At 63.8% G+C, this 6,781-nt stretch carries 7 protein-coding genes and 1 pseudogene; 3 read left to right on the top strand and 5 right to left on the bottom strand.

The genetic code is table 11. From position 1 onward, the window contains the following. Both VK519_RS02625 and VK519_RS02630 read left to right on the top strand, forming a co-directional pair. Positions 1-280 (top strand): annotated as a pseudogene (locus tag VK519_RS02625) (hypothetical protein); the annotation flags it as partial. Between the two features lie 4 nt (positions 281-284). After that, positions 285-1,103, top strand: a complete 819-nt coding sequence (locus tag VK519_RS02630) for an endonuclease/exonuclease/phosphatase family protein (protein WP_324347396.1) — start codon at positions 285-287, stop codon at positions 1,101-1,103. Here VK519_RS02630 and VK519_RS02635 read toward each other — a convergent pair. From VK519_RS02635 to VK519_RS02655, 5 genes are all read right to left on the bottom strand, one after another. Continuing rightward, entirely contained in the window at positions 1,036-1,950 is a 915-nt protein-coding gene (locus VK519_RS02635) for an alpha/beta hydrolase (RefSeq protein WP_324347398.1), read from the bottom strand. The genes VK519_RS02630 and VK519_RS02635 overlap by 68 nt on opposite strands. Then, positions 1,951-2,766: an SDR family oxidoreductase gene (locus tag VK519_RS02640; protein WP_324347400.1), complete on the bottom strand. Its 816-nt coding sequence runs from the start codon at positions 2,764-2,766 to the stop codon at positions 1,951-1,953. Further along, positions 2,763-2,954, bottom strand: a complete 192-nt coding sequence (locus VK519_RS02645; RefSeq protein ID WP_324347402.1) for a hypothetical protein — start codon at positions 2,952-2,954, stop codon at positions 2,763-2,765. The genes VK519_RS02640 and VK519_RS02645 overlap by 4 nt, the downstream gene beginning before the upstream one ends. 177 nt (positions 2,955-3,131) lie before the next feature. Next, positions 3,132-5,102, bottom strand: a complete 1,971-nt coding sequence (locus VK519_RS02650; RefSeq protein WP_324347404.1) for a S1 family peptidase — start codon at positions 5,100-5,102, stop codon at positions 3,132-3,134. A gap of 113 nt (positions 5,103-5,215) precedes the next feature. Then, positions 5,216-5,374: a hypothetical protein gene (locus tag VK519_RS02655; protein WP_324347406.1), complete on the bottom strand. Its 159-nt coding sequence runs from the start codon at positions 5,372-5,374 to the stop codon at positions 5,216-5,218. A 161-nt stretch (positions 5,375-5,535) separates the two neighbouring features. On the opposite strand from VK519_RS02655, the gene VK519_RS02660 reads away from it, so the two are divergent. Then, on the top strand, positions 5,536-6,381 hold the full coding sequence (locus VK519_RS02660) for an energy transducer TonB (protein ID WP_324347408.1): 846 nt from the start codon (positions 5,536-5,538) through the stop codon (positions 6,379-6,381). The last annotated feature ends 400 nt before the right edge of the window (positions 6,382-6,781 follow it).

Consider the following 6,781-nt stretch of genomic DNA (forward strand, 5'->3'; position numbering starts at 1 on the left):
CGCCAAGGATCCGCCGGGCACCTACTACGGCGACCACAGCGGCAGCATGACCGTGGCCGACGAAACGCCGGCCGACCATTGCGACGACGCCACCTACAACCAGCCACAGGTCCATGGCAGCATCGAAACCGGCGTGGTCAGCGGCAGCCATATCCGCGGCGGCAGCTACCAGGGCGGCGGCGTTACCCTCTCACAGGCCTTCGGAAGCTGCGATCACCCCACCGGGGGCGTGAGCATCTCGGTGCAAGGCATCAACAACAACTTCAACCACGGGCGTTGATTCCATGCGCGTAGCCTTGCTGGCGGTCCTGCTTGCCTTCATTCCTGCGCTGCATGCCGAACCGTTGAAGGTCATGACTTTCAACGTGCGCCTGCCGGTGGCCTCCGACGGCCCCAACCGCTGGGAAGCGCGTCGCGACCTCTTCGCCGATACCGTTCGCAAGGCCGACCCGGACGTCTTCGGCACGCAGGAGCTGTTCAAGTTGCAGGGCGACGACACCGTGCAGCGCCTACCGCAGTACACCTGGTTCGGCCGGGGCCGCACCGGCGACGACAGCGACGAGCACATGGGCGTGTTCTACCGGAAAGACCGCCTGAAGGTGCTTGAATCAGGCAATTTCTGGCTGTCCGATACGCCGGAAGTGGCCGGCAGCATCACCTGGGGCCATCCGTTGCCGCGCATGGTGACGTGGGCACTGTTCCAGCGCTTGAGCGATGGCAAGAAGTTCTACCTCTACGACACCCACCTGCCCTATCGCCCGCAGGATGAAGACGCCCGCCTGAAGGGCGTCACCCTGATCATGAAGCGCATGCAGGCGCTACCGAAGAACATCCCGGTGATCCTTACCGGCGACTTCAACACGGGGCCTGAAAGCCAGGTGCATGCCACGGTGGCGGCGCAACTGAAAGACGCCTGGGATACGGCGCCTTCCCGAAGCGGCCCGGAGAAAACCTTCCACAATTTCACCGGCGTTCCCGACCGGCGCATCGACTGGATCTTCTATCGCGGCGTGACGCCGCTGAGCGTGGAAACGGTCACGACGTCGAAGGATGGCCGCTATCCGTCGGACCACTTCCCGGTGCTGGCGACATTCGAGCTTTAGCGTCGTCGGCGACGGCCTTGATCACCACATCCTCGTCGAGGATCTCGTGGCCCTTGCCGGGGATGATCACCATCGATGCATCCAACCCGCGCGCCTTGGCCTTGGCCACGTAGTCACGCGCATACACCGGCAGCGCCAGCGGATCCTCCGAGCCTGAAATCGCGGTGATGGCCACGCCCGGCTGCATCTGGTCGAGCGTCTGCAGCGGCGACAGGCTGCGCACGGGGAAGAGCCACACCGGGTTGGTTTGCAGTTTGGCCATGTGCTTGCGAAATGGCGGCACATCGCAGGGGCAGGCGGCAAGGTACACATGCTGCACCAGCCCGGGGCTGAGCGCGGCGATGTTCGCCGCCATCGTGGAGCCGCCGGAATGCCCCAGCAGAAGCACCGAGGGTGCGTGGAAGCGTGTCTTCAGCTCCGCGATGGCATCGGCAAGGTCCTTGACCGCTTCGGGCGTGTAGTTGTCTCCCGCCGTGGACCCATGCTCGCCATCGGAATGGGCGCCGTATGCATCGGTGTAGCCTGGGCGCATCAGCGCCACCACCCGCGTGCCCGGGGCGGCCTTGGCAATGTCCGCCGCCACGCCGTACTGGTAGCGTGGGTGGGCGAAGGGCGCATCGCCATGCAGGATCACCACCAGCGGCGCCGAAGGATTGGCCTGCCCCTCCAGATGCATGCGGCCGACGATATGATGGCCCTCGATGCCGGCGGTGACGGCATCACCCCCCGCCTTGTCGGCCGGGAGGATCGGCGCGAACGTGCCGCGCACGGCGAGCATCATGTAGACGTAGTACAGGACGAACAGCAACAGCAGGACGACCACGCCCACGATGATCTTCTTGCGCATCTAACGCCCCTTGAAGCGATCCATCGTGTGATACACGCCAAAGACGTGGTCGGCGACCCAGTCCCACGCGCGCAGCGGCAGTATGCCCCGTGCGATTTTCCCCAAGGTGACCGTCCAGGGCAACATCAACATGGGCTTGCCGGCCAGCATGGCGCGCCAGACGCGGTCCACCACGTAGTCCGGCTTCATGACCGGCGTCATCAGCGGACCACGCGCACCTTCGAACATGCCGGTGGAGACATAGCTTGGGCAAACGGTGGTGACCTTTACGTGGGAATGCCCTGCCTGCACCAATTCCAGCCGGAGGGAATCGCTCCAGCCCACGGCCGCCCACTTCGAGGCGCAATAGACGCTCATGCGCGGATTGGACACCGTGGCCGCCGCCGAGGCGATGGTGACGACGCGGCATTCGCGCCTGCTTGCCATCATCGCGGGAAGGAACTCGCGGGTGATGTACATCGGGGCAAGCGCGTTGATCTCCATCGTCAGCCGTGTATCGGCCTGGCTGTGCTCCCAGAAATACTTTCCGCGCACGATGCCGGCATTGTTGATGATGATGTCCGGATCACCCACATCGGCGCGCACGCGCGCGGATGCCGCAACGATGGCGTCGAGGCTGCCGATGTCCACGAGATAGGGCATCAACCGTACCCCGGAATCCTTCAACGCCAGCACCGTGCGCTCGAGTTCTTCCTGGTTGATATCCCACAGGATCACCACGGCGGCACCTTCGCGCACGGCACGCTCGGCGTAGAGACGCCCCATGCCCATGGCGGCGCCGGTGATGAGGATTTTTCTGCCCTGGATGGTTTTCATTGATCGGCCTTGACTGGACGACGATCATAACCTTCCAGTGGCATCGGGCCGTCCTGGCAGGCCCAGCACGGCATGGGCACATGGCAGCCCACTTCCTCGTCGATCACCACCACCTCGCCGCTGCCGTGGCAAACGGGGCACGTGGCAAGGGGCGCGGCTTTGTCAGTTGGCGGAATATTCGATGTCATCGCCTGGGCTCCCGGAAACGGAAATGCCGCGTCGCCTCGCGCGCCGAACGCAAGCGCTGCACATGGGCGGCCAGCAGGTCGCCTCGGGTGATGATACCCAGCATTCTGGCAGGCTGGCGTTCGTCCACGATAGTGAGGCCTACCCCCGCCTCCACCATGTGGTCGGCGGCCTCGGCGTCAGTGCTCCTGGATGGTCGTGCCCTTCATCAGTTTGTCGAGCTTGTCCTTCATGGTTGCATCCGGCGGGCTGCCATCATCGCCATAGAACAGCGTATACAACGCCTTGGGCTCGGCCGCGGGCGTGCCGGCTACCATGCCAGCCCAGGTGGTGTCGTCCTTCTTGAAAGGTATTCCGTCCTGGGGATGCTCGTGCTTGAGCATCTGGTTCCATGCACCCTGGGAACGCTCCGGTGCATCGGGGAAGGGTTTGGGATGGCGGTTGATCCGGACATCGGCCGTCTTGTTCACGTCCTGGCGCACGGAGATCCCGGCGATATCCAGCTTCACCCCGTCGCCGCGGTCGATGAACGAGAACGGCAACGCGATGTTGCCGGCGGGTTCGATGCGCTGTACGCCCGTATCGAACGTTAACGAGAACGCGGGCGAGGTAAAGGCGAAACGCTTGCCGTAGTCGATATCCAGCCTTGACGCCGCCACGGGCGCCGGCAGCCAGGCGGTGAGCTTCATGTACTGCTGCCAGTCGTCGAGGCTGCCGATATAGCTGGCCGAGAAGAAGTTGACCGCGACTTCCAGCTGCGTGCGCGCGACGTGCATCTGCTGTGCCGGGGCGTAGCGCATGATCCCTACGAAGCCGTCGGGCACGGGCAAGGTGTACACCAGCACGCCAACGTCAACGAAGGGCAAGTCGAACTCACGGCGCTGCCAATGACGCTGCCAGCGGTCGACGAAGACCGTGTCCACCGAAGGCGACCCCAGCGACGTGATGCGGACCTTCTCCACACCCACATCGCGGGTGAGCTGGGAGCCCTTGAGCATCTCGTCCATCATCGCCTTGGGATCAGCCACCAGCGAGGCCAGCGACATGCCATCGGGCTTGCGGAAGTGGAACAACACGTGGCTGCCGGCAACACCCGCATCCAGATAGCCGTTGTTGACGGTATTGTTCCGGTGGTGCTGGGGCATGGACCGCTCCCACGTACCGTTCGGGGTGCGATGCAGGACCTCAGGGTACGCGTTGATCGGCGCGGTACTCGACAGGACGGCATGGCTGACATCGCCCCTGGGGAATACCTTGGCGTCTTCCCGCGCCATCAGCGCCTGCCATTGCTGGTCGGTGAAGGCATCATCCTGCTTCTGCCAGCTGGCGGCGAAGTCGTCGAATGCCATCGGCAAGTCGAAGCGCATGTGCATCGTGCCGGTGTGCGTGGCGTCCATGAATTCCGGGTGGCTGGTCGATCGCTCGTTCGATTCGGAGACCTTGGTGGAGGCGTCGAGCACGCGGTCGATGGGCAAGGCGAAGTTGAGGTTCTCGTTGGGCGACTTGCGCAACACCACGCCGATCACATCGCCATCTTTGTCCAGCAACGGGCCGCCGCTGTTGCCGGGTGATGCGGCAGCGGAGAAACGGATCCACCTCCAGCGGCCATCCTGTTCCTCGGGTGTATTGGAGGTGTACAAGCCATCGCGCACCACCACACCGGTGCCCAGCGCATTGCCCACGGCGTACACCGACTCGTTCAAGTGAGAACCGCGATCGGCCTTCAACGGTGCCACGTTGGGACCGTCGACGAGCGAGAACACCATGAAGTCCTCGCCAAGGGAGTACTGCAGCACCTTGTCGATGGCGTAGACCTTGCCTTGCGCATCGCGCAGCATGGGTTTGCCGAACAGGCCGCCGATGCCCAGCTGCGCCACGTGCGATGCCGTCACGTAGCGATTCTGGCCGATGGCGAAGGCGGTACCGATGGAGTTGTACTTGTCGTTGCGCACCTGAAATGGCAACGCATCCAGCGGCAGCGGCCTGTCGTAGGTGATCTTCGGGTTCTCGGTCTTGGGCACCACCACTTCGAACGTAGCCGCCTGCACCTTGGGCAACTGACTTGCATCGAGCGTGGCCGCGATGGCCGGAGCCATGAAGGAAAGGAACACGGCCCAGGCCAGGTAGCGCACATATCCATTCGAACGCATGCATGTCCCTTTTTGGCAGGTGGCCGGGTCGGTCGCCATTTATACGACGACGCGCACACGCGGGTAAGCCGGCACGTTTTCGTGCCAGGGCCGAAATTCCTTGCGGGAGGGGCTTACTGCAGGGCGCGCAGCGGAGCGAACATGATCGAGGCAAAACCACCCATGGTGGCCATGCCCGCGACCAGCGCCCATACCAGCACGATCAGCGCAACGCGGCCCAGGCCGCGGAAGGCGGCGGCGGTACGGTTGGCAATGGCATGAAGGTTGGCCATGGGGTTATTAGACGCCTGGGGCTGGGACGCGGCAAGGCCCGGAAGGCATACCCCGGAAGCCAGGACAGGCGGGGGTCAGGTGGGCCGCCCATTGGCAGCGGGCGCGCGGCATAATTCCCTGGCCTGGCCGCCTCGGCCGGCTCCAAAGGAGGGGTACAAGGATGAAGCGCTTTATTCTGGCAGCACTGTGCGTGCTGCTGCCGGCCCTGTCGATGGCCGCTCCCGTCCGCAAGGACATCGAAGGCAGCATGGTGGTGACGGGAGATATCCAGGTCACTGAAGCTGGCGAGGTGAGTGGCTTTACGCTGGACCGGCCCAACGACCTGCCCGACGTGGTGAAATCGCTGGCATCGCAGGCACTGCCGCATTGGCGCTTCGCGCCGGTCAAGGTCGATGGCCAGGCGGTGAACGCCACATCGAAGATGCGCCTGCGTTTTGTCACCCGCCCTACCGATGACGGGAATTACACCGTGGCGATCGCCGGTGCGAGCTTCGGCGACGAACACCAGGACGGCCAGCTGTGGTTCAAGCAGCGGTCGGCACCGAAGTATCCGCCGGCCGCGGTAGCCGCGCGGGTTACCGGCACGGTGATCCTGCTGCTCAAGGTCGATCGCGAGGGTAACGTCGCCAACGCCGCGGCTGAGCGCGTGAATCTTGGATCGGTGGGTACGGAATCGGAAATGCGCATGTTTCGCGGCATGCTGGCCGATGCCAGCCTGCGCCGCGCGCGCACCTGGCAGTTCACCCCACCCACCAAGGGGCCTGACGTAGGCAAGAACGAGTGGTACGTGCGCGTGCCGGTGCAGTTCAACATCAACGGCGGTGGCATGCATGCACCGGGGTATGGCAAGTGGCTGGTGTACGCCCCAGGCCCGAAGGAAAAGATCGACTGGGTACCCAAGAACGGCGAACTTGCCGATGAATTCGAGCGCGGCAACGACACCATCCCGGAAGACGGATTGCAGCTGGTGGGCAGCGGCATCAAGCTGCTGACCCCATTGAGCTAGGCCAGGCCGAAAGGGGTCAGCAGGCCGAAAGGGGTCAGAGTAATTACTCTGACCCCTCATTGATGTGTTGCACTGCATCGGGAATTTTTGCGGACTGTTCGGCAAAAAATCACGGCAGGAAGGCCTAATGTCCCGTTTCGTGCGGTTTATCACGATTGAAACTTAATGGTCACGCCGCTGGCGCGGCTACGTCATGTGAATTTCTTACGTTGATCGTCTTGCGAGCCCGGGAGGGTGCCGCGGCGTAAATGAACCCCGAAAGCGCCGTCCCCACGGCGTGAACCTTCCCGTTGCCGTCTTCGTTCCTTACCGGAGTCGTCCACTGCCATGTCTTCCCTGATCCTGCGCCGCGCCGTGCGCGTCGCCCTGTTCGTCGCCGTGGGCGCACTCGCCCTTCCAG

Origin of the sequence: Pinirhizobacter sp. (assembly GCF_035317885.1) — a bacterium.
Taxonomy (GTDB): Bacteria; Pseudomonadota; Gammaproteobacteria; order Xanthomonadales; family Rhodanobacteraceae; genus Pinirhizobacter.

What these genes read in the sequence shown, in the direction of transcription:
- VK519_RS02630 (WP_324347396.1), top strand. Translation starts at nt 285, where the DNA reads ATGCGCGTAGCCTTGCTGGCGGTCCTGCTTGCCTTCATTCCTGCGCTG.
- VK519_RS02640 (WP_324347400.1), bottom strand. Translation starts at nt 2,766, where the DNA reads ATGAAAACCATCCAGGGCAGAAAAATCCTCATCACCGGCGCCGCCATG.
- VK519_RS02660 (WP_324347408.1), top strand. Translation starts at nt 5,536, where the DNA reads ATGAAGCGCTTTATTCTGGCAGCACTGTGCGTGCTGCTGCCGGCCCTG.
- VK519_RS02655 (WP_324347406.1), bottom strand. Translation starts at nt 5,374, where the DNA reads ATGGCCAACCTTCATGCCATTGCCAACCGTACCGCCGCCGCCTTCCGC.
- VK519_RS02645 (WP_324347402.1), bottom strand. Translation starts at nt 2,954, where the DNA reads ATGACATCGAATATTCCGCCAACTGACAAAGCCGCGCCCCTTGCCACG.
- VK519_RS02650 (WP_324347404.1), bottom strand. Translation starts at nt 5,102, where the DNA reads ATGCGTTCGAATGGATATGTGCGCTACCTGGCCTGGGCCGTGTTCCTT.
- VK519_RS02635 (WP_324347398.1), bottom strand. Translation starts at nt 1,950, where the DNA reads ATGCGCAAGAAGATCATCGTGGGCGTGGTCGTCCTGCTGTTGCTGTTC.